Source organism: Rhizobium sp. CSW-27, from assembly GCF_018760785.1.
Taxonomy (GTDB): Bacteria; Pseudomonadota; Alphaproteobacteria; order Rhizobiales; family Rhizobiaceae; genus Neorhizobium.
In genome coordinates this window covers 145480-162770 of record NZ_JAHHZO010000004.1, presented here as the reverse complement: position 1 = coordinate 162770, position 17291 = coordinate 145480, and the positions used below count along the sequence as shown (strand labels likewise).

Genomic DNA, 17291 nt, shown 5'->3' with positions numbered 1-17291 from the left:
GGTGCCCCTCATCCCGCCGGCGCCTGCGGCGCCCGATATTGGTTCCTGACATGAAAACGCTCCCCCTGCCGGGCAGGGAGAGCGGTGCGGGGCGGTCATGCCGGCAGTTCGAAGATTATTCTGCCGCCTGCGCATAATCCTCCATCGGCGGGCAGGTGCAGACGAGGTTGCGGTCGCCATAGACATTATCGATGCGGTTGACGGGAGACCAGTATTTATCGACACGGAAGGAGCCCGGCGGGAAGCAGGCCTGTTCTCGGCTGTAGGGCCGCGTCCATTCCCCGACGAGATCCTCGACCGTGTGCGGGGCGTTCTTGAGCGGGTTGTTCTCCCGGTCCATCTTGCCCTCCTCGATCTGGCGCGCTTCCTCGCGGATCGCAAGCATGGCATCGCAGAAGCGGTCGATCTCGGCCTTGGTTTCCGATTCGGTCGGCTCGATCATCAGCGTGCCGGCGACCGGCCAGCTCATGGTCGGGGCGTGGAAACCGCAGTCGATCAGGCGCTTGGCGACATCATCCACCGTGACGCCGGCCGACGCCGCCAGCGGGCGGGTGTCGATGATGCACTCATGCGCCACGCGTCCGGCTGCGGACTTGTAGAGCACGTCATAGCTGCCTGCGAGGCGGGCGGCGATGTAGTTGGCGTTGAGGATCGCAACCTTCGTTGCCTGGGTCAGGCCTTCGCCACCCATCATCAGGCAGTAGGACCACGAGATCGGCAGGATCGACGGCGATCCGAACGGGGCGGCCGAAACCGCACCCTCACGTCCATCGCATTCCGGATGACCGGGCAGGTAAGGGGCGAGATGCGCCTTGACGCCGATCGGTCCCATGCCGGGGCCGCCGCCGCCATGCGGAATGCAGAAGGTCTTGTGCAGGTTGAGGTGGGATACGTCGGAGCCGATATCGCCCGGACGCGACAGGCCCACCATGGCGTTCATGTTCGCACCGTCGAGATAAACCTGGCCACCATGCTGATGGGTGATGGCGCAGATCTCGCTGACGGTTTCTTCGAACACACCATGCGTGGACGGGTAGGTCACCATGCAGGCGGCAAGGTTGGCCGAATACTGTTCCGCCTTGGCGCGGAAATCGTCGAGATCGACGTCGCCGTTTTCCTTCGCCTTCACCGGTACGACTTTCATGCCGACCATCTGGGCAGAGGCCGGGTTGGTGCCATGCGCGGAGGTGGGGATGAGGCAGACATCGCGGTGCGTGTCGCCACGCGCGATGTGGTAGTTGCGGATGGTCAGAAGCCCCGCATATTCCCCTTGCGCGCCGGAGTTCGGCTGCATGGAGAAGGCATCATAACCGGTGATCTGGCAGAGTTTGGCCGACAGATCCTCGATCATCTCCCTGTAGCCTGCAGCCTGTTCGGCCGGGGCAAAGGGATGCATGTCGGAAAATTCCGGCCAGGTGATCGGCAGCATTTCCGCGGTGGCATTGAGCTTCATGGTGCAGGAGCCAAGCGGGATCATCGCCCGGTCTAGCGCCAGATCGCGGTCCGACAGCCGGCGGATATAGCGGGTCATCTCGCTTTCCGCGCGGTTCATGTGGAAGATCGGATGCGTCATATAGGCGGACGTTCGCAGCAGATCCTTCGGCAGGCGATAATCTGCCGCGAAATCCGAGACCTTGAAATTGCCGCCGAAGGCGCGCCAGACGGCTTCGAGCGTCACCGGCCGTGTGCGTTCATCCAGCGACATGCCGATCTTCGTTGTGCCCACCTTGCGCAGGTTCACACCTTCGGCAACGGCGGCGCGCAGGATGAGGCCCTGCATGTGGCCGACCTCGACGGTGATCGTGTCGAAGAAGGTTTCCGGCTCCACCGTGTAACCGAGCTTTTCCAGGCCCTTGGCCATCAGCACGGCCTTCTTGTGCACCTGCTGGGCAATCGCCTTCAGGCCCTCCGGTCCGTGGAAGACACCGTACATGGAAGCCATGACGGCGAGCAGAACCTGCGCTGTGCAGATGTTCGAGGTCGCCTTTTCGCGGCGGATATGCTGTTCGCGGGTCTGCAGGCTGAGGCGATAGGCGCGGTTGCCGCGCGCATCGACCGAGACGCCGACGAGACGCCCGGGCATCGAGCGTTTGTGCGCATCCTTGACCGCCATGAAGGCCGCATGCGGACCGCCGTAACCCATGGGCACGCCGAAACGTTGGGAAGAGCCGATGGCAATATCGGCACCCATTTCGCCGGGCGACTTCAGAAGCGTCAGCGCCAGAAGGTCGGCGGCGACGGCAGCCACCGCGCCGGTCTGGTGCAGGCGGGCGATCAGGCCGGAAAAATCATGCGCCTGGCCATGCGTGCCGGGATACTGGAAGATGGCGCCGAAGACATCGACCGGGTCCAGATCGGTGAACGGATTGCCGACAACGACCGACCAGCCGAGCGGGGCGGCGCGGGTTTCGATCAGCGCGATCGTCTGCGGGTGGCAGGCGGCGTCGACGAAGAAGGCGGTCGCCTTGGACTTTGCCTGGCGCTGGCAGAGCGCCATGGCTTCGGCGGCAGCGGTTGCCTCATCGAGCAGCGAGGCATTGGCGACGTCGAGACCGGTCAGGTCGCAGATCATCGTCTGGAAGTTCAGGAGCGCTTCCAGGCGGCCTTGGGAAATTTCCGGTTGGTAGGGCGTGTAGGCCGTATACCAGGCCGGATTTTCCAGGATGTTGCGCTGGATGACCGGCGGCGTGATGGTGCCGTAATAGCCCTGGCCGATCAGCGAGGTGAGCGGCTGGTTCTTGTTGGCCGTTTCGCGCAGGCGGTCGAGCGCCTCCCGTTCGGTGAGCGCCGCACCCCAGGCGAGCGGCTCGCGCTGGCGAATGGAGGCGGGAACGGTCGCATCGATGAGGGCATCGAGCGAGCGGTAGCCGATCACCTTCAGCATCTCCGCCATTTCGGAGGGCGAGGGGCCGATATGACGCCGGTTGGCAAAGTCATAGGGCTGGTAGTCGGTGAAATGGAAATCGCGGGTGTCGGACATCAGCCAATCAGCTCCTTGTAGGCGGCTTCATCCAGCAGCTCGTCGGCATCGGCGACGTTGGCTAGCTTCAGCTTGAAGAACCAGCCCTTGCCCTGCGGATCGGAATTGACGAGCGCCGGATCGGCGGTGATTGCATCGTTGATCTCAACGATTTCGCCGGCCAGCGGACAATAGACGTCGGAGGCCGCCTTGACGCTTTCGACGGTGGCGGCTTCGCCGTTCTTGTCGAAGGTGGCGCCGACCTCCGGCAGTTCGACGAACACCAGATCACCCAGCTGGTCAGCGGCGTGCTGGGTAATACCGACGATCGCTACATCGCCCTCGAGCTTCAGCCATTCGTGTTCAGCGGTGAATTTCAGCATGACTTTGAGTCCTCTCTGAAGGAAATTGGGAATTCGTTTGAAGCAGGGAACAAGCACGCTCCCCTCTGGCCTGCCGGCCATCTCCCCCACAGGTTGGGAGAGCGGATCGGCGCGCCCATTTCCCAACTCATCAACGCCGGTGAAAGGCGAGAGGCTGCTGGCTGCTGATCTCCCCCCTTGTGGGGGAGATGGCCGGCAGGCCAGAGGGGGACTTGGGCTGGCAGGACCATCATTTGGTTACCGCTTGTAGGTCGGCGTGATGAAGGGCAGGGCGGCGACCGTGACGGGCAGATACTTGCCGCGCACTTCCGCAAACACCTGTGTTCCGGCGCTGGCAAAGGCGGTGGGTACATAACCCATGGCAACCGGACCCTCGACCGACGGACCAAAGGTGCCGGACGTCACTTCGCCGATTTCCTTTGCACCATCCGCATCGGCAAAAAGCTTGGCGTGCGCACGCACCGGTGCCTTGCCCTCCGGCTTCAGGCCGACGCGGCGGCGTTCGGTGCCGTTGGCGAGTTGCCCCAGGATGCGGTCCGCGCCCGGAAACCCGCCTTCGCGCTCGCCGCCGGCCTTGCGGGCCTTCTGGATCGCCCAGTCGAGCGAGGCCTCGATCGGTGAGGTCGTCGTGTCGATATCGTTGCCGTAGAGGCAGAGGCCGGCTTCGAGCCGCAGCGAATCGCGCGCGCCGAGCCCGATCGCTTCGCAAGCCTCGTGCGCCAGCAGTGCGCGTGCCAGTTTCTCGGCCTTGGCCGCCGGAACGGAGACTTCGTAGCCGTCTTCGCCGGAATAACCGGATCGGGAGACGATGCATGCCGCGCCGGCGAGCGCCACATCGCGCACGTCCATGAACTTCATGGCGGCGACCTCGGGGGCGAGCGTCGCGAGCACGGTTTCCGCCGCCGGTCCCTGCAGCGCGATCAGGGCGCGGTCATCGAGAAGCGTGACGGAACAGCCGGCAAGATGCGCCTGCATATGGGCGAGGTCTGCCGCCTTGCAGGCCGCGTTGACGACGACGAGCAGGTGGTCACCGCGATTGGTAATCATCAGATCGTCGAGGATGCCGCCGTTTTCGTCGGTGAAGAAGCCGTAACGCTGGCGGCCTTCCTTCAGGCCGAGGATGTCGACCGGGACCAGCTTTTCGAGCGCTGCGGCCGCATCGGCATAGGCGCCCGAATCGGCCTTCACGATCACCTGGCCCATATGGGAAACGTCGAACAGGCCGGCCCTGGTGCGGGTGTGGAGATGCTCCTTCAGCACGCCCGCCGCATATTGCACCGGCATGTCATAGCCGGCAAAAGGCACCATGCGGGCGCCGAGCGACAGATGAAGGGAATGGAGAGGGGTGGTCAGCAATTGGCCGGTATCGGTCAAGAAAACCTCCAGGTCATGTACGGCGCGCGGCCGCACGGGCTCAGTATCTGGCGCGCGAACGCACCGTTTCATGAGCCCCCTCTGTCCTTCGCGCCTGAGATTGTTATCCCTTCGGCGAGCCCCTCGCGTGGAAAAGGCTTCTCTCCAGAGTCCTGCAGGTCCCGCTGGTCCTTTTGCCTGAGAGTTTCCGGGGCGGTTGCTCCTTCGGCGCCGCACTGAAGCGGTTTCTCCCAGCGGGGTCGCGCTCATTATGGGGGAGCCCCCCTGCTTGGCAAGAGGCAAATGTCGCAGGCAACACGAATTTTGTCGCCCTGCACAAAGAGTTGGCACAATGGTCGCGCCCGCGACAATCCGGCTTTTGCGCCAGGCTTCGATCTGGGCTATGGAACATCGCAACGGAGAGAGACATGACCGTAGGCCGCGATTCCTGGCAGAAGATCCTGCGCATTGCCTGCGCCATGGTCTTCCTGTCGCTCGGCCTTGCCCACCATGCGCCGGTTGCCGCCGAGGTCCGGATCGACCAGACGGAGGCCTACCGCCTGCCGGATGGCACCTTTGCCTCGCTCTGCACCGGTTATGGCGATGACTGGTCGCACCTGAAGCCGGTGCGCTGCGAAGTCTGCATGCTGTGCGCCTCCCTTCTTCTGCCGCCGCCGGATGATCAGGCCTGGCTGGTCTCTGAAACCGTTTCGCTGGTCAATCCGCCGGTCGAACGGCCCGCGGTTGCCGGCAGCCTGTCCATTCCCGCGCCAAGATCCCGGGCGCCGCCCGTTGCTTCTGCCTGATTGCTTCCATTCATCGCAGCCAACGGAATGTCGAGCGGCTTGATCGGCTGAGGCCTCGCCGCTCAAGGGAGAATACCATGAACACGACGAGACTGATGACCGGCGCGGCCCTTGCCACCCTGATGATGGCGGGCAGCGCCTTTGCCCATGTGACGCTGGCCAATGGCCCGGCCAAGCCCGATTCCTACGTCGTCATCCAGCTGCAGGTGCCGCATGGCTGCAGCGGCAAGGCGACGAACGAGGTCCGCGTCACGCTGCCGGAAGGTTTTTACGGCGCCAAGCCCCAGCCGAAGGCCGGCTGGGATCTCGAGATCATCAAGGGCGACTATGCCAAACCCTATGACAATCACGGCAGCAAGGTGACCTCCGGGCCGGTCGAGATCCGCTGGAAGAATGGCAGCCTGCCGGACGACAACTACGACATCTTCATGATGCAGGGAAAACTCGCCGGCGTGCCCGATGGCGCAGCCCTGCCGTTCAAGACCATTCAGGTCTGCGGTGACGATACCGAGAAGTGGGACGAAGTGGCCGCCCCCGGCACCGATCCGCATTCCCTGAAGGACCCGGCGCCGCTGCTGAAGGTCTCCGCTGGCGGCGACAAGGCTGCCGGCGACGGCATGGATCACGCCGGGATGGACCACAGTGGCATGGATCATGCGGGAATGGACCATGGCAGCATGGGACACGGCGCGATGAACCAGGCGGCCAGGCCGGACGCTGGCGATGCCGCTTCCGGCGAGATGAAGGCCGTCAGCGCCGGTTCGCTCTCCATTGCCCATGGCTATCTGAAGGCCATGCTGCCCGGCCAGCCCGTCGGCGGCGGCTACATCACCATCACCAACAGCGGCAAGGAGGCGGATCGCCTGGTTTCCGCCGAAACGCCGCGCTCCGCCATGGTTGAACTGCACGAGATGGCGATGAACGGCGATGTCATGGTCATGCGTCCGCTGGAAAAGGGCATCGAGATCCCGGCTGGCGAAACGGTGGAACTGAAGCCGGGCGGCCTGCACCTGATGTTCATGAAGGTCCGCCAGCCCTTCAAGCAGGGCGAAACGGTGCCGGTGACCTTCACCTTTGAAAAGGCGGGCAAGGTGGAGACGCTGCTGCCGGTCGCTGCCGCCGGCCCGGGCGGCCACCAGCACAACTGATCCACAAGACAACGGTGCCGGGTCCTGGCCCGGCACCTGTTTGCTTCAGATTTCCTCGTAGGCATCCCGCGCCTGCTGCAGGCTCGCCTGTTCCTGCGGTTGATGTTGGCGGCTTGTGGTCACGTCAAAGCCGATGGTAACGGCCGGAATGAGGCCTGCCACACTGCCGGCATCGGCGCCTGCCTTGCGCAATTCGTTACGCTCCACGTCGACCCGTGCATCCTTGACCTTGTCGGCGGTCGCCACACGGCGCGCGGGCTTGGCCGCGTCCATCGCATAGGCGGCCGTTACGGCCGAAACGGAAAGCACCTGTGTCATCGCACACATCTCCTTGAATGTGACAGGATATGCGTGCAGCTCTTGGCCCGGCATTAAGCATTTCGTTAGAATGCGAATGAATGACAGTTTTGGAGAACGGAATTCGCTGATGGTCAATCTTCTGCTTGTGGCGTTCGGCGGCGCCGTCGGTTCGGTCTGCCGCTATCTGACCGGCATCCTGATGACGCGCCTGCTCGGAATGGCCTTTCCCTGGGGAACGCTGACGGTGAACGTCGTCGGCTCGTTTGCCATCGGTTTCCTGACCGAGCTGGTGGCGCGCAAACTGAATGCCTCGATGGAAATGCGCCTCCTGATCGTGGTCGGTTTCCTCGGCGGTTTCACCACCTTCTCCTCGTTTTCGCTGGATACGCTCGCGCTTTATGAACGCGGCGCAACGGCGGCGGCGCTCGCCTACATCCTCGTCAGCGTCACGGTCTCGCTGCTGGCCACCTTCGGCGGGCTTGCCGTCGGGCGCGCCGTTCTGTGACGGCTGCTGCAGGATTTCCTCTTTCCCTTCCGGCGTGAAATCATCTAAAGGCTGGGGCAAAGGCCCGTTCGAGGGCCAATCCAGACAGAAAGAGAATTCATGGCAGGCATCGAGCATATCCGCGTCGAGGCGGACGAAGCCGGCATGCGCGTCGACCGCTGGTTCAAGGTGCACTATCCGGGCCTCGGCTTCGGCGCGCTGCAGAAGCTGCTGCGCTCCGGGCAGATCCGGGTTGATGGCGGGCGCGTCAAGTCCGACAGCCGGGTGCAGCCCGGCCAGATGGTGCGCGTGCCGCCGATGGACGTCGATGCGCGCGGGCCGAAGGCGGGACCGATCGCCGGCAAGGATCTGAAGCATGGCGACGATGCGGAGCTTCTGGCCCGCATGCTGCTGCACGAGGACGACAAGGTCTTTGTGCTGAACAAGCCGGCGGGCCTTGCCGTGCAGGGCGGTTCCGGCGTGACGCGGCATATCGACAAGATGCTGGACGCCTGGGTCAACCAGAAAGGCGAGAAGCCGCGCCTGGTGCATCGCCTCGACCGCGACACCTCCGGCGTTCTGGTGATTGCACGCACCCGCGGTGCAGCGCAGAAGCTGACGGCGGCCTTTCGCGAGCGCGACACCAAGAAGACCTACTGGTCGCTGGTCAAGGGCGTGCCGCGCAAGCACGAGGACAAGGTCTCCACCTGGCTCGTCAAGGAACAGACCCCGGATGGCGACCGCATGCGCATTGCACGGCACGGCGAGGAGGGGGCGGACCACGCCGTCTCCTTCTACCGCGTGATCGAGACGGCGGCACAGCGCCTCGCCTGGCTGGAGATGGAGCCGTATACCGGGCGCACCCATCAGTTGCGCGTGCATGCGCTGCATCTCGGGCATCCGATCATCGGCGACCCCAAATATTTCGACGAGGATCCGAACTGGGACTTTCCGGGCGGCATGCAGAAGCGGCTGCATCTGCATGCGCGCCACATCGACATTCCACATCCCTCCGGCGGTCGGCTGAAGGTGACGGCGCCGCTGCCGCCGCACATGGTGCAGAGCTGGAACCTTCTGGGCTTTGACCAGACACTTGGCGACAGGGACGATCAATGAAGCTGGTTCTCTTCGATTGCGACGGAACGCTGGTCGACAGCGTGGCACTGATCCACGAAACCATGCGCCGCACCTTCCGGCATTTCGACAAGCCGGAGCCCTCGCTTGCGGCAACAAAATCGATCATCGGCCTGACGCTCGACATCGCCATTGCCCGTATCGAGGGCAAGGCGCATGCGGATGAGGAAGCCGTCCGCATGATGGCCTATTACAAGTCGCTGTTTTCCGTGGTGCGCAGCGACCTGAACTACCGCGAGCCGCTGTTTGATGGCATCCAGGCGGTGATGGATTCGATCGGTCCGCGCGAGGATCTTCTGATCGGCGCCGTTACCGGCAAGTCGCGTCGCGGCCTCGACATGATCCTCGACACGCATGGCTTCCGGCCGTTCTTCGTCGTCAGCCGCACCGCCGATGATTGTCCCTCGAAACCGCATCCGGCGATGGTGACGGAATGCTGCGACGAAACGGGCATGCGGCCGGAGGACACCCTTGTCATCGGCGACGCCATCTACGATATGCAGATGGCTAAGGCGGCAGGTGCCACCGCCATCGGCGTGTCCTGGGGCTATGCCTCCGTCTCCGACCTGCGTGACGCCGGTGCCGACGCGATCGTCGATCATCCGCTCGAGCTGCTGCGCCATATCGGCTGAGGATTATTGCATGCGAGACCTGTTTGACCTGCCCGAGGGGCTGAGCCACCCCGATCCCACGCGCCGCGCGCAGATCCAGATGAAGAAGCCCCTGCCGAAGCGCTTCTATGCCGAGACCAGCATTGCCGCCGGTGTCGAAGGGCACGCCATCCAGCTGGACGGCCGCCCGATCAAGACGCCGGCCAAGAATGCCCTCACGGTGCCGACAGCGGCGCTTGCCGAACTGATCCGGGCGGAATGGGCAGCGCAGGGCGAGGTGATCGACCCGGCCAGCATGCCGGTGACGCGTCTCGTCAACACCGCGATCGATGGCGTTGCCGCTGCGAGCGAAGCGGTGTTCGAGGAAATCCTGCGTTTTGCCGGCAGCGACATGCTCTGCTACCGGGCCGAGGCGCCGGCGGAACTGGTGGCGCGCCAGTCCGAGGCCTGGGATCCGGTGCTGGACTGGGCGGCGGCAACGCTTGGTGCCCGCTTCATCCTGATCGAGGGGATCATGCCGCAGGAACAGCCGCCGGAAGCCATTGCCGCGCTGTCGCTGGCCCTCAGGCGCCATGCCACGCCGCTGGAGCTTGCGGCCCTGCATACCGTGACGACGCTGACGGGCTCGGCGCTTCTGGCCATCGCCTTTGCCGAAGGCTTTCGTGATGCCGATGCGATCTGGTCTCTTGCGCACCTGGATGAGGACTGGACCAACGAGCATTGGGGCGCCGACGCCGAGGCTGAAGCGCGCCGGGCCAAGCGTCTGGTGGAAATGCAGGCAGCCGTGGCCGTTTTTGCGTCACTGCACGCCTGAATTTAACGCTCTTCTAACCCTGTTTTCAGATCATCGGGGAAACATCTCTCCGGTGATCCATGCTGTCGCGGCCTTTTCGTCTCTCGCTTCTTCTGATCTGCTGGGCGCTGCTCGGCAGCTTCCGCATGCCCGCGGACGAGAAGCAGGCGGAAACGCTACTCTACGACGTGCGTGCGGCCTTCGTGTCCGCACGGGCCGATGTTTCTCCCAATCTGCTGTCTGCCACCGACCGGCTGGTGGACGAGGCGATCCGCGCCACGTTTCGGCAGGAAGCGTTGCCGCGCACCATTTTGACCATCCGCATCACCGACACCGGCTATCTGCCGCTGATCATCGGCGCGCGGTTCCGGGCACGGGTAACGGTGGAGGCGGTGTCGGTCGTGACAGGCGAGAAGGTGGCGGCCGGAAGTTTTGCCGTCTCCACCTTCGCGCTTGATTCCTTCCAGGCGGACAGGCGGCTGGCGGAGCGGATCGCCGAGCGCGTGGCGCAGGATTTCCGCCTGCAGGATACGGTGCCCTCCACGCTCGCCACCGCGCTCTTTCCGTGACCGGCTCGCGAGACCTCTTGGTATCGGACGGAGCTGCCGAGTCCTCCGCGTGATGTGCTGCGGCAATTTGCATCAGACAATCAAGCGGATGTGATGGGGCGGGAGTGCAGTTGATTGTTCTTTGCTGCGGTGCAGCGATAACCCTTCAGCGTCAAATTTCCAGCAGGAGAGGGTTTTTGTTCATGTCTGAACGTCTCGAAGCATTCCAGCCTTACGCACTCGCCGCCCTTCGCATCATGTCCGGGCTCTTGTTCCTGGCACATGGCACGATGAAGCTGTTTGCCTTCCCCGGACCGCAGCCGGGTGCGGGTGACACGCTGTCGACGCTGTTCCTGGTCGGCGCCCTGATCGAACTGATCGGAGGCGCGCTGGTTGCGGTCGGCTTCTTCACCCGGCCCGCCGCCTTCATCATGTCCGGCCAGATGGCGGTGGCCTATTTCATGTTCCACTTTCCGAAGAGCTTCTTCCCGTCGCTGAACGGCGGTGATGCGGCCGTGCTTTACTGCTTCATCTTCCTGTTCCTGGTCTTCTCGGGTGCTGGTGCTCTGTCGGTGGACAACCGCGAAAAGGCCTGATCAGCCCCCGCAATACCCTGCCACGACAAGCCCTCGCACCGCGCCTGGTGCGAGGGCTTTCTGCTGCCGGTCAGCCGGCGAGCTTCAGCCCGACGAGACCGGTAAGGATGAGGCCGATGCAGGCAAGCCGAAGCGGCGTCGCCGGATCGCCGAAGAGGACGATGCCGAGCGTGACGGCCCCCAGCGTGCCGATTCCGGTCCAGATCGCATAGGCGGTGCCGACCGGAAGATCGCGAAGCGCAAGGCCGAGCAGGCCGATGCTGGCCACCATGCAGGCGAGCGTCGCAAGCGATGGACCGAGACGACTGAAACCCTCGGTATGTTTGAGGCCGATGGCCCAGCCGGTTTCCAGAATGCCGGCAAGGATGAGAAGAAACCAGGCCATGAAATGCTCCCTGAACGAGAGGCAGGGGCGTCCCCGCCGGTCATCCGCACCGGGAGCGGCCGGTGCACGCGGTCGTCCGCGTGCACCTGATGTGGGACATCGCTTGCGCCGATCAAGACCTTTCGACCCAAACGTCGTTTAACGCTTACGAAAGGCGCTCCGCATGCCAGCGCAGATGGTCGTCCATGAAGGTGGATATGAAATAGTAGGAGTGGTCGTAGCGCTCATGCAGGCGCAGCGTCAGCGCGATGTCGGTCCCCTTGATCGCCTCCTCGAACAGCCAGGGCCGCAATCCCGTCTCCAGGAAGCCGTCGGCCTTGCCCTGGTCGATGAGGAATTCCGGGAAGCGTGCGCCGTCGCGAACCAGGGCGCAGGCATCATAGGCCCGCCAGGCGGCCTTGTCGGCACCGAGATATTTTTCGAAGGCGGGCGCCGACCAGTCGGCGGTCGAAGGTTCGACGATCGGGGCAAAGGCCGAGCAGCTGCGGAAGCGCTCCGGGTTCTTCAGCGCGATGGTCATGGCGCCGTGGCCCCCCATGGAGTGGCCGAAAATGCCCTGGCGGCGCATGTCGACGCGAAAATGCTCGGCGACCAGCGCCGGCAGTTCCTCGGTCACATAGGTGTACATCCGGTAGTGATCCGCCCATGGCTTTTCGGTGGCGTCCAGATAGAAGCCGGCGCCCTTGCCCATCTGCCAGTTGGTTTTCTCGTCGGCCACGTCGTCGCCGCGCGGGCTGGTGTCGGGGCAGACGATGATCAGCCCGAGTTCGGCGGCAAGCCGCCGGTATTCCCCCTTTTCCATCACGTTGGCATGGGTGCAGGTGAGGCCGGAAAGATACCACAGCACCGGACGCGGCTCGGAAATTGCCTGGGGCGGCACGAAGACCGCAAAGGTCATGTCGCACTGGCAGGACTGCGATTCGTGCTGGAATACGCCCTGCATGCCGCCGAAAGCGGTGTTCTGCGAGAGGATCTTCATCGGGCTGTTCTCCTTGGACACTCTGTTCTGGATCGGAAAATCGGGACTAGCCGGCAAGCGACACCACGGCATTGACGGCCGCGGCCACCAGCACGGTGTTGAAGAAGAAGGCCAGCAGCGCATGGGCAAGATTGATGCGCCGCATGGCCGTTGTGGTGATGGCAACGTCTGAGGTCTGAGCCGTCATGCCGATCACCAGCGCGAAATAGAGGAAGTCATAGCCGGCCGGCTCCCTGGTTTCCGGAAAGGTCAGTCCGCCCTGCAGGGTCAGGCCGCCGGCGCCGTCCTCCACCCGCCGCCAGTAGTGGTGTGCGTAATGCATGGCGAACATGGTGTGGATGGTCAGCCAGCCGCCGATGACCGAGGCGAAGGCGACGACCACCTCGAACAGGCTCGGATCATGCGATCGGTTCAGGGCATTGAACAGCGCGCCGACCGAGGCGACGACGGCAAGCAGCGTGACGACGAGAATGGTGTAGGCCGGCGCGTCATCGCGTTCGCGGCTGGTCTTCAGTCGGTTGACGGTGAGATGCGGCATGCGCCGTGACATGGCGCCGAGATAAACGAGAAAGAACAGGATGGCGGACAGTTCGATCGCGACGCCGGGTGCCAGGAACAGCAGGACCGGCAGCGAGACGAGGCCGGCAAGACCTGCCATGTAGAATGGGCTTTGCCGGCGATGTCGCCAGCTGTTGGGCCGTTCGCTCATGCGGGCTGTCCTGCGTCCGGATCTCCGGCTGCCGGTCTGGCGCGCCGGCACAGGCGGTCGAGCGTCGACAGGAAGTTCGAACGGTCGCGTGGCGTGAAGGCCGGATTGTAGCCCTTGCTTTCGCCCGTCTCGCGCAGATGGGCGCCGAGATCGCGCATGGCGCTCGCCATGCCGATATTGGCCTCATCGAACATGCGGCCGCCTGGGCCGGTGACGAGGGCGCCCCGCGCCACGCAGCGCGCGGCAAGCGGCACGTCTGCCGTCACGACGATGTCGCCCGCGCCGGCCCTCTCCGCGATCCAGTCATCGGCCGCATCGAAGGCGCCGGAGACGATGACGTTCTTCACCATGGGGTCCCGCGACGGGCGCAGACCGGAATTGGCGACGAAGGTCACCTCGATCGCATGTCGCTCGGCGACTCTGAGGATTTCCGGCTTCACCGGGCAGGCATCGGCATCCACATAGATCAAGGGGCAGTTCTCTCGTGACTTGTCGGATAGGCTCGCTTACCAGTTCAGCCGGCGGATGTCGCCATTGAAGCAGGTGCCTTCGGCCTCTGCGATGAAATCCAGCTGTGGCGGCAGGAAGGGGCGAAGCGCGCCAAGCGCCGGCAGCGGCGTGCCTTCCGTCCAGGCCGGCAGGCTGCGCTTTTCCAGGCAGAGACATAACTCGCCATGGCTGACCAGCAGGCCTGCCTCCCGGCAATCGAAACCGGCCAGCACCAGATGGTGGAGCAGCAGGCCACCCGTCCACAGCGTCAGATCGCCGCCGAGCAGCGGGAAGCGCAGCGTCGGCACGGCGATGAGCAGCCATCCGCCTTCGGCCAGTACCGCGTTCAGATCGCGCAGGAAGCGGTGCGGATTTGCCTCGCGCTGCAGGACATGGCAGGCGAGAACCGCATCGAACGGATCTGTTGGGCTCTGCGGATCGTGCGGAAAGGCGGTATGGGTGACCTCCGGCACGCCGGCGTCCGGCGCATTGGCGGCGTGCGCTGCGCTCACAGCCTTGCCGGCGGAAAGCAGATGGGGGAGGCGCGCCTGCAAGCCGGGGCCGATGTCGAGAACACGCCGTTTCTCCGGATGGTCGATCAGCCGGGCGAGCAGCGGCGCGCCGGGCAGTCCGCGCAGAGCCGGGGGCAAGGGCAGCGGATCACTCTCCGGCACGTCGTCCGGCGACAGCAGCGCAAGCTTCGATTTCAGCATGCGGTTTTCCATCTGCAGCCGCTGCAGAACCTGCTGGGTCATCTGCTTTAGCCGGTCGATCTGCGCCTGCTGTGCAAGCGAGACGGAATCGGCCTGGGCTGACGGCGCAGGGCGCGGCGGCGGGGGCTCCGCTGTCATGGCACGACGGATGCGTTCGCTGATCGGAAAGGAAACGATGGGCGGCGGGCTGCCGATGGCCGGTTCCGCCACCACCTGCGTCGGGTCGACCGGCATGGATGCGGTCTGGTTGGCGCGTGGGGCACCATGGCTGCGGCCGGAAAAGACGAAGGAGAAATGACCGTCGCAGGCGCGTTCGGCGGCATCATCGATGCGGATCGTGGCATGCAGCCCGTCGACGGAGGCGACACCCGCACGCCAGCCGCGCGCGCCCTGCGTGTCGATCAGATGAACCATGCCACCCTCGACGTCGAGCAGCGGCGGCTGGAAGACGATCAGATAATGGCCTGCGCCCTTGTGGCTGACCTGAAAGCCCTGTCCCTGCAGGATGCTGCCATCCGCCTTGACCGAGCCCGATATGATACGATCCGCCATGTCTTCCCCCGCCGTGCCGCCCGGCTGCCTCTCATCAAAAAGGGCGCCCGCGGGCGCCCTCGATTTCTGTCTGGACGCGCTTTTGCAAAAGCGCGCGTCCGGCGCCGTGTCTCAGTATAGCACGACGGAGCGGATGCTTTCACCCGAATGCATCAGTTCGAAACCCTTGTTAATGTCTTCGAGCGGCATGGTGTGGGTGATCATCGGATCGATCTCGATCTTGCCTTCCATGTACCAGTCGACGATCTTCGGCACATCGGTGCGGCCGCGCGCGCCGCCGAAGGCGGTGCCCATCCAGGTGCGGCCGGTCACCAGCTGGAAGGGACGGGTCGAGATTTCCTGGCCGGCACCGGCGACACCGATGATGACCGACTTGCCCCAGCCGCGATGCGAGGCTTCCAGCGCCTGGCGCATCACGCGGGTATTGCCCGTGCAGTCGAAGGTGTAGTCGGCGCCGCCAATCTGATCGGCGCCGCGCTTGGTCATGTTGACGAGGAACGGCACGAGATCGTCGCCGACCTCCTTCGGATTGACGAAGTGGGTCATGCCGAAGCGTTCGCCCCAGGCCTTCTTCTCATTGTTGAGATCGACGCCGATGATCATGTCGGCGCCGGCGAGGCGGAGGCCCTGGATGACGTTGAGGCCGATGCCGCCGAGACCGAAGACGATGGCGGTCGAGCCCATCTCCACCTTGGCGGTGTTGATAACGGCACCGATTCCGGTCGTCACGCCGCAGCCGATATAGCAGATCTTGTCGAAGGGGGCGTCCGGATTGACCTTGGCGACGGCAATCTCCGGCAGCACCGTGTAGTTGGCGAAGGTGGAGCAGCCCATGTAGTGATGGATCTTGTCCTTGCCGATCGAGAAGCGCGAGGTGCCGTCCGGCATCAGGCCCTGGCCCTGTGTGGATCGGATCGCCGTGCACAGATTGGTCTTGCGCGACAGACAGGAGGGGCATTCGCGGCATTCCGGCGTGTAGAGCGGAATCACGTGATCGCCCTTCTTCACCGAGGTGACGCCCGGCCCCACATCGACGACAATGCCGGCACCCTCGTGGCCAAGGATTGCCGGGAACAGGCCTTCCGGATCGGCACCCGACAGCGTGAAGTCGTCGGTGTGGCAGATGCCGGTGGCCTTGACCTCGACCAGCACTTCGCCGGCGCGCGGACCTTCCAGCTGCACGGTCATGATTTCGAGCGGTTTGCCGGCCTGAACGGCAACAGCGGCGCGGACGTCCATGTGCTTTCTCCCTGATTGCTTGATTCCGGGACCGGTTGTGGCATGCACGGCCACGGGGCTCAACCCTGAAAGCGGCAGGCACCGGTCTCAGGCCGCCCTCTCAAGTTCTCTCTCAAGCCCTCTCTCAGGCCGGCGTCTCGGCCATGCGGTTCTGCCGCTGCTCGCGCCAGATGATGAAGAGACCGGAGGCGACGATGATGGCGATGCCGAGCCATTTCGACGGCGTCGGAAAATCGGCAAACAGCAGGTAGCCCAGCACGGTCGCCGAGATGATCTCGAAATACTGGAAGGGGGCGAGCAGGGAGACGGAGGCCATGCGGAAGCAGCGCACGACGAGCAGGTGCACATAGCCGGAGAGCGATCCGAGTATGAGCAGCAGCACGACGCCAAGCCCGGAGCCCGGCAGCGACATGTGGAAATCGTCCACCCCGGCCATATGCCCCGCCACCAGCACCACGCCCATGAACAGCGTACCGCCGACGCCGGACATCATCTGCATGGTCAGCGGCGAATCGCCATCGCCGAGCGCGCGGTTAAGAAAGAGATAGAGCGTGAAGAGCGCCGCGCAGGCGACCGGCAGCAGCGAGGTCCAGCCGAAAAGGGCAAAGCTCGGCTGGATGACGATCATCGCCCCGCCGAAACCGACGAGGATGGCCAGCCAGCGCCGCCAGCCGACCCTTTCGCCAAGGAAGAGGGCCGACAGGATCGTCAGCATGAAGGGCTCGACAAAATAGATGGCGAAGACATCGGCGAGCGGCATGTACTTCACGGCGGTGAAGAACATCAGGCTGGCACCGGCATGCAGCGCGCCGCGCAGCATGTTCATCCATGGACGCTTCACCTTACCAAAGCCGCCGACCGTGCGGAAGAACAGCGGTGCCAGCACGACGAGCTGCACGAAGAAGCGGTAGAAGGTCACCTGTCCCGGCGACATGGTCTCGAAGGTTGCCATGTACTTTGCAATGGCATCCATCATCGGCAGCACGATCATGCAGAAGGCCATCAGCGCCATGCCTTTGACGGAGGTTTCGGCAGAGGCGGGGGCTTGCGGCATGAGCGGGATTCCTGTGATGCCCTTTTCAACCACAGGACGGCCCGCGCTTACAAGCC

19 protein-coding genes and 1 riboswitch are annotated in these 17291 nt (G+C 64.2%); of the genes, 8 read left to right on the top strand and 11 right to left on the bottom strand.

Annotated elements, in window-relative coordinates:
* Nucleotides 1-115: 115 nt before the first annotated feature.
* The 3 genes from gcvP to gcvT all read right to left on the bottom strand — a co-directional run bounded on the left by gcvP (nucleotide 116) and on the right by gcvT (nucleotide 4716).
* Nucleotides 116-2980: an aminomethyl-transferring glycine dehydrogenase gene (gene gcvP / locus KLP42_RS09730; RefSeq protein ID WP_215566198.1), complete on the bottom strand. Its 2865-nt coding sequence runs from the start codon at nucleotides 2978-2980 to the stop codon at nucleotides 116-118.
* Nucleotides 2980-3342 carry a glycine cleavage system protein GcvH gene (gcvH, locus tag KLP42_RS09725; protein ID WP_215566195.1) on the bottom strand — a complete coding sequence of 121 codons (363 nt, stop codon included), beginning with the start codon at nucleotides 3340-3342 and terminating at the stop codon, nucleotides 2980-2982. Before gcvH ends, gcvP begins: the two co-directional genes overlap by 1 nt.
* A 237-nt stretch (nucleotides 3343-3579) precedes the next feature.
* The gene (gene gcvT, locus KLP42_RS09720) at nucleotides 3580-4716 is read right to left on the bottom strand and encodes a glycine cleavage system aminomethyltransferase GcvT (protein ID WP_252192890.1); all 1137 of its coding nucleotides are present in this window, start codon (nucleotides 4714-4716) and stop codon (nucleotides 3580-3582) included.
* 155 nt (nucleotides 4717-4871) lie between these two features.
* A riboswitch (glycine riboswitch) is annotated at nucleotides 4872-4959 on the bottom strand.
* A gap of 164 nt (nucleotides 4960-5123) precedes the next feature.
* Between gcvT and KLP42_RS09715 the strand changes: the two genes are divergently transcribed.
* Together KLP42_RS09715 and KLP42_RS09710 are read left to right on the top strand one after the other, a co-directional pair.
* Nucleotides 5124-5501 carry a hypothetical protein gene (locus tag KLP42_RS09715; protein WP_215566192.1) on the top strand — a complete coding sequence of 126 codons (378 nt, stop codon included), beginning with the start codon at nucleotides 5124-5126 and terminating at the stop codon, nucleotides 5499-5501.
* A gap of 77 nt (nucleotides 5502-5578) precedes the next feature.
* Nucleotides 5579-6649, top strand: a complete 1071-nt coding sequence (locus KLP42_RS09710) for a copper chaperone PCu(A)C domain-containing protein (RefSeq protein ID WP_215566190.1) — start codon at nucleotides 5579-5581, stop codon at nucleotides 6647-6649.
* 45 nt (nucleotides 6650-6694) lie between these two features.
* Here the strand turns inward: KLP42_RS09710 and KLP42_RS09705 are convergent, their stop codons facing one another.
* Complete coding sequence (locus KLP42_RS09705; RefSeq protein ID WP_215566188.1) at nucleotides 6695-6967, bottom strand: hypothetical protein; 273 nt, start codon at nucleotides 6965-6967, stop codon at nucleotides 6695-6697.
* Between the two features lie 109 nt (nucleotides 6968-7076).
* On the opposite strand from KLP42_RS09705, the gene crcB reads away from it, so the two are divergent.
* From crcB to KLP42_RS09675, 6 genes are all read left to right on the top strand, one after another.
* Complete coding sequence (gene crcB / locus KLP42_RS09700; protein WP_215566186.1) at nucleotides 7077-7454, top strand: fluoride efflux transporter CrcB; 378 nt, start codon at nucleotides 7077-7079, stop codon at nucleotides 7452-7454.
* 99 nt (nucleotides 7455-7553) lie between these two features.
* Complete coding sequence (locus tag KLP42_RS09695) at nucleotides 7554-8549, top strand: RluA family pseudouridine synthase (protein WP_215566184.1); 996 nt, start codon at nucleotides 7554-7556, stop codon at nucleotides 8547-8549.
* Nucleotides 8546-9199, top strand: a complete 654-nt coding sequence (locus tag KLP42_RS09690; RefSeq protein ID WP_215566182.1) for an HAD-IA family hydrolase — start codon at nucleotides 8546-8548, stop codon at nucleotides 9197-9199. Before KLP42_RS09695 ends, KLP42_RS09690 begins: the two co-directional genes overlap by 4 nt.
* Nucleotides 9200-9209: 10 nt before the next feature.
* Entirely contained in the window at nucleotides 9210-9992 is a 783-nt protein-coding gene (locus tag KLP42_RS09685) for an ATP12 family chaperone protein (RefSeq protein WP_215566180.1), read from the top strand.
* A 59-nt stretch (nucleotides 9993-10051) separates the two neighbouring features.
* Nucleotides 10052-10540 (top strand): hypothetical protein, encoded by a 489-nt coding sequence (locus KLP42_RS09680; protein WP_215566178.1) that lies wholly within the window; start codon nucleotides 10052-10054, stop codon nucleotides 10538-10540.
* Between the two features lie 182 nt (nucleotides 10541-10722).
* Entirely contained in the window at nucleotides 10723-11115 is a 393-nt protein-coding gene (locus tag KLP42_RS09675) for a DoxX family protein (protein ID WP_502941287.1), read from the top strand.
* 70 nt (nucleotides 11116-11185) lie between these two features.
* Here the strand turns inward: KLP42_RS09675 and sugE are convergent, their stop codons facing one another.
* The 7 genes from sugE to KLP42_RS09640 form a co-directional block, all read right to left on the bottom strand.
* Nucleotides 11186-11500, bottom strand: a complete 315-nt coding sequence (gene sugE / locus KLP42_RS09670; RefSeq protein ID WP_215566174.1) for a quaternary ammonium compound efflux SMR transporter SugE — start codon at nucleotides 11498-11500, stop codon at nucleotides 11186-11188.
* A gap of 145 nt (nucleotides 11501-11645) precedes the next feature.
* On the bottom strand, nucleotides 11646-12479 hold the full coding sequence (gene fghA, locus KLP42_RS09665) for an S-formylglutathione hydrolase (RefSeq protein WP_215566172.1): 834 nt from the start codon (nucleotides 12477-12479) through the stop codon (nucleotides 11646-11648).
* Between the two features lie 46 nt (nucleotides 12480-12525).
* Nucleotides 12526-13188: a DUF1345 domain-containing protein gene (locus tag KLP42_RS09660; protein ID WP_215566171.1), complete on the bottom strand. Its 663-nt coding sequence runs from the start codon at nucleotides 13186-13188 to the stop codon at nucleotides 12526-12528.
* Nucleotides 13185-13658 carry a YaiI/YqxD family protein gene (locus KLP42_RS09655; RefSeq protein WP_215566169.1) on the bottom strand — a complete coding sequence of 158 codons (474 nt, stop codon included), beginning with the start codon at nucleotides 13656-13658 and terminating at the stop codon, nucleotides 13185-13187. The genes KLP42_RS09660 and KLP42_RS09655 overlap by 4 nt, the downstream gene beginning before the upstream one ends.
* A 36-nt stretch (nucleotides 13659-13694) precedes the next feature.
* Nucleotides 13695-14942, bottom strand: coding sequence for a methyltransferase domain-containing protein (locus KLP42_RS09650; RefSeq protein WP_215566167.1), 1248 nt, complete (start codon nucleotides 14940-14942; stop codon nucleotides 13695-13697).
* Nucleotides 14943-15053: 111 nt separating this feature from the next.
* Nucleotides 15054-16181, bottom strand: a complete 1128-nt coding sequence (locus KLP42_RS09645; protein ID WP_215566165.1) for an S-(hydroxymethyl)glutathione dehydrogenase/class III alcohol dehydrogenase — start codon at nucleotides 16179-16181, stop codon at nucleotides 15054-15056.
* A gap of 124 nt (nucleotides 16182-16305) precedes the next feature.
* Nucleotides 16306-17235: a DMT family transporter gene (locus tag KLP42_RS09640; RefSeq protein ID WP_215566163.1), complete on the bottom strand. Its 930-nt coding sequence runs from the start codon at nucleotides 17233-17235 to the stop codon at nucleotides 16306-16308.
* Nucleotides 17236-17291 lie beyond the last annotated feature (56 nt).

Coding starts and splice junctions, on each gene's coding strand:
- KLP42_RS09675 (WP_502941287.1), top strand. CDS start 10,723: ATGTCTGAACGTCTCGAAGCATTCCAGCCTTACGCACTCGCCGCCCTT.
- KLP42_RS09710 (WP_215566190.1), top strand. CDS start 5,579: ATGAACACGACGAGACTGATGACCGGCGCGGCCCTTGCCACCCTGATG.
- KLP42_RS09680 (WP_215566178.1), top strand. CDS start 10,052: ATGCTGTCGCGGCCTTTTCGTCTCTCGCTTCTTCTGATCTGCTGGGCG.
- KLP42_RS09660 (WP_215566171.1), bottom strand. CDS start 13,188: ATGAGCGAACGGCCCAACAGCTGGCGACATCGCCGGCAAAGCCCATTC.
- KLP42_RS09695 (WP_215566184.1), top strand. CDS start 7,554: ATGGCAGGCATCGAGCATATCCGCGTCGAGGCGGACGAAGCCGGCATG.
- gcvP (WP_215566198.1), bottom strand. CDS start 2,980: ATGTCCGACACCCGCGATTTCCATTTCACCGACTACCAGCCCTATGAC.
- KLP42_RS09715 (WP_215566192.1), top strand. CDS start 5,124: ATGACCGTAGGCCGCGATTCCTGGCAGAAGATCCTGCGCATTGCCTGC.
- sugE (WP_215566174.1), bottom strand. CDS start 11,500: ATGGCCTGGTTTCTTCTCATCCTTGCCGGCATTCTGGAAACCGGCTGG.
- KLP42_RS09690 (WP_215566182.1), top strand. CDS start 8,546: ATGAAGCTGGTTCTCTTCGATTGCGACGGAACGCTGGTCGACAGCGTG.
- KLP42_RS09685 (WP_215566180.1), top strand. CDS start 9,210: ATGCGAGACCTGTTTGACCTGCCCGAGGGGCTGAGCCACCCCGATCCC.
- fghA (WP_215566172.1), bottom strand. CDS start 12,479: ATGAAGATCCTCTCGCAGAACACCGCTTTCGGCGGCATGCAGGGCGTA.
- KLP42_RS09640 (WP_215566163.1), bottom strand. CDS start 17,235: ATGCCGCAAGCCCCCGCCTCTGCCGAAACCTCCGTCAAAGGCATGGCG.
- KLP42_RS09645 (WP_215566165.1), bottom strand. CDS start 16,181: ATGGACGTCCGCGCCGCTGTTGCCGTTCAGGCCGGCAAACCGCTCGAA.
- KLP42_RS09705 (WP_215566188.1), bottom strand. CDS start 6,967: ATGACACAGGTGCTTTCCGTTTCGGCCGTAACGGCCGCCTATGCGATG.
- gcvH (WP_215566195.1), bottom strand. CDS start 3,342: ATGCTGAAATTCACCGCTGAACACGAATGGCTGAAGCTCGAGGGCGAT.
- KLP42_RS09650 (WP_215566167.1), bottom strand. CDS start 14,942: ATGGCGGATCGTATCATATCGGGCTCGGTCAAGGCGGATGGCAGCATC.
- crcB (WP_215566186.1), top strand. CDS start 7,077: ATGGTCAATCTTCTGCTTGTGGCGTTCGGCGGCGCCGTCGGTTCGGTC.